This window comes from Thalassococcus sp. (assembly GCF_982780845.1).
In genome coordinates this window covers 1-2,640 of the sequence record NZ_CEYADA010000025.1, presented here as the reverse complement: position 1 = coordinate 2,640, position 2,640 = coordinate 1, and the positions used below count along the sequence as shown (strand labels likewise).

The 2,640-nt window shown below is 55.2% G+C and carries 2 protein-coding genes and 1 pseudogene; 2 read left to right on the top strand and 1 reads right to left on the bottom strand.

The features are described 5' to 3' along the window. Positions 1–368 (top strand): annotated as a pseudogene (locus AC4FIA_RS17470) (phosphoribulokinase); the annotation flags it as partial. 59 nt (positions 369–427) lie between these two features. Then, on the top strand, positions 428–769 hold the full coding sequence (locus AC4FIA_RS17465; protein WP_490366891.1) for a histidine triad nucleotide-binding protein: 342 nt from the start codon (positions 428–430) through the stop codon (positions 767–769). A gap of 96 nt (positions 770–865) precedes the next feature. Here AC4FIA_RS17465 and ettA read toward each other — a convergent pair whose 3' ends face one another. Beyond that, positions 866–2,533, bottom strand: coding sequence for an energy-dependent translational throttle protein EttA (gene ettA / locus AC4FIA_RS17460; RefSeq protein WP_490366892.1), 1,668 nt, complete (start codon positions 2,531–2,533; stop codon positions 866–868). Positions 2,534–2,640: the final 107 nt, after the last annotated feature.

The following is a 2,640-nucleotide window of genomic DNA, read 5'->3' as shown; positions in this document are numbered from 1 at the left end:
ACACAAAGCTGCGCGGCTACTCTCAGGAAGCGGTGATTGACACTATCTTGGGCCGTATGGATGACTATGTGCGCTATATCCAGCCACAGTTTTCCCGTACCCATATCAACTTCCAACGGGTGCCCACGGTCGATACGTCCAACCCCTTTGAAGTGCAGGATATTCCGACCGATTCGGAGTCGTTTGTGGTCATCCGTTTCCGCGACCCTTCAACCGTCGATTTCCCTTGGTTGCTGGCGATGATTAAAGACTCCTTTATGACCCGCCCGCATACCCTGGTGGTGCCCGGCGCTCGTATGTCATTGGCGATGGAACTGATTCTGGCACCGCTGGTTCGCCACTTACTGTCGCAGCGCCGTTTTCGCTAACGGGGTAAGCGGGGCTGCCTTTTATCGATAATAAACGCGCCAAACCTAAGGAGGCCGCGATGGAGTGCCTGTTCTGCAAAATTATTAACCGCGACATTCCCGCTGATATCGTGTTTGAAGATGAGCACGTGCTGGCGTTTAACGACATTAGCCCTCAAGCGCCGACCCATCAGCTTATTATCCCTAAAAAGCATATCTCGACGCTTAACGATATTACCTCTGACGACCTAGCCCTCGTAGGCCGCTTGCAGCACACCGCCGCGCAGCTTGCTAAGCAGCAGGGGTTTGCCGAGGATGGCTACCGTGTGGTGATGAACTGCAACGAAATGGGCGGGCAGACCGTCTACCATATCCATATGCACTTAATGGGTGGGCGCGAGTTTACCTGGCCCGCAGGCTAAACTGTCTCGCCGACCAACGGTAAACAGCCATCCATAAAAAAAGCCCTGCGGCGGGAAACGCCAGCAGGGCTTTTGCATTGCATAACGCCTAAAACATTAGGCGTCGATGCGCTTGTACTTCATGCGCTTGGGCGTGTCATTACCGACGCGTTTCTTGTGATCTTCTTCGTATTCGGTGTAGTTACCGTCGAAGAACACCACTTCTGAATCGCCTTCAAACGCCAGAATATGCGTGGCGATACGATCCAGGAACCAACGGTCGTGAGAAATCACCATGGCACAGCCAGGGAAGGCGAGCAGGGCTTCTTCCAGGGCGCGCAGGGTTTCGATATCCAGGTCGTTAGAGGGCTCATCCAGCAGCAGCACGTTAGCACCCTGTTTTAGGGTTTGCGCAAGCTGCAGGCGGCCACGCTCACCACCGGAAAGCTCATCCAGACGCTTCTGCTGGTCGTTGCCCTTGAAGTTAAAGCGACCAACGTAGGCTCGCGAAGAAACTTCATAGCCATTGATGTTGAGAATATCCTGGCCATCGGACACTGCTTCCCAGACAGTTTGCTTGTCGTCTAGGGCGTCGCGCAGCTGTTCAACGTAGGCAATGTCGACGGTTTCGCCGATTACCACTTCGCCAGCATCCGGCTGCTCTTTGCCGGTTACCAGCTTAAACAGCGTCGATTTACCGGCACCGTTACCGCCCACACTACCCACAATCGCCCCTGGGGGAATAGTAAAGGAGAGATCCTGGTAGAGCAGTTTGTCGTCAAAACGCTTGGTAACGTTGTGGAACTCGATCACTTTGTCACCCAGGCGCGGGCCAGGCGGAATGTAGATCTCGTTGGTCTCATTACGCTTCTGGAAATCGCCAGACTGCATCTCTTCAAAGCGGTTAAGACGCGCTTTGCTCTTCGCTTGGCGGCCTTTAGCGTTGCTGCGTACCCACTCAAGCTCTTGCTTGATGGCTTTCTGACGAGACGCTTCCTGTTTGGCTTCTTGGGTCAGGCGCTGCTCTTTCTGCTCAAGCCACTGGGAGTAGTTGCCTTCAAACGGAATGCCCTGGCCGCGGTCCAGCTCAAGAATCCAGCCCGCGACGTTATCCAAGAAGTAACGGTCGTGGGTAATCGCAACGACAGTGCCGTTGTAGTCGTGCAGGAAGCGCTCCAGCCACGCTACGGATTCAGCATCCAGGTGGTTGGTGGGCTCGTCCAGCAGTAGCATGTCCGGGCTTGAGAGCAGCAGGCGGCAAAGCGCCACACGACGACGCTCACCACCAGAAAGGTTGCCTACTTTGGCATCCCACGGCGGAAGGCGCAGCGCTTCTGCGGCTACCTCCAGCTTACGCTCAAGGTTGTGTGCATCGGCAGCTTCGATAATATTCTCAAGCCGTGCCTGCTCGCTGGCCAGGGCGTCAAAGTCGGCATCGGGTTCGGCGTAGGCGGCGTATACCGCATCTAGTTTTTCCTGCGCCTCTTTGATGGCACCTAAGGCCTCTTCGACGGTATCCCGAACGTTTTTCTCGTCGTCCAGCTGCGGCTCCTGGGGCAGGTAGCCCACGTTGATGCCGGGCATCGGACGAGCTTCACCTTCAAACTCTTTATCGACACCGGCCATAATGCGCAGCAGCGTGGATTTACCGGCACCGTTTAAGCCCAGTACGCCGATCTTGGCGCCAGGGAAGAACGAGAGCGAAATATCCTTGAGAATTTGCTTTTTGGGCGGCACTACTTTGCCAACCCGATTCATGGTGAATACGTATTGCGCCATGGAAATCCGTTAGGTTGTGGTAAAAGCGAGACCAGCAAATCTGCTGGCTTGGTGCACAGATGATAGTGCCCAGCGCGGCTAAAGGCCAGCAAAGCAGTGGGGCAAGCGTAGAG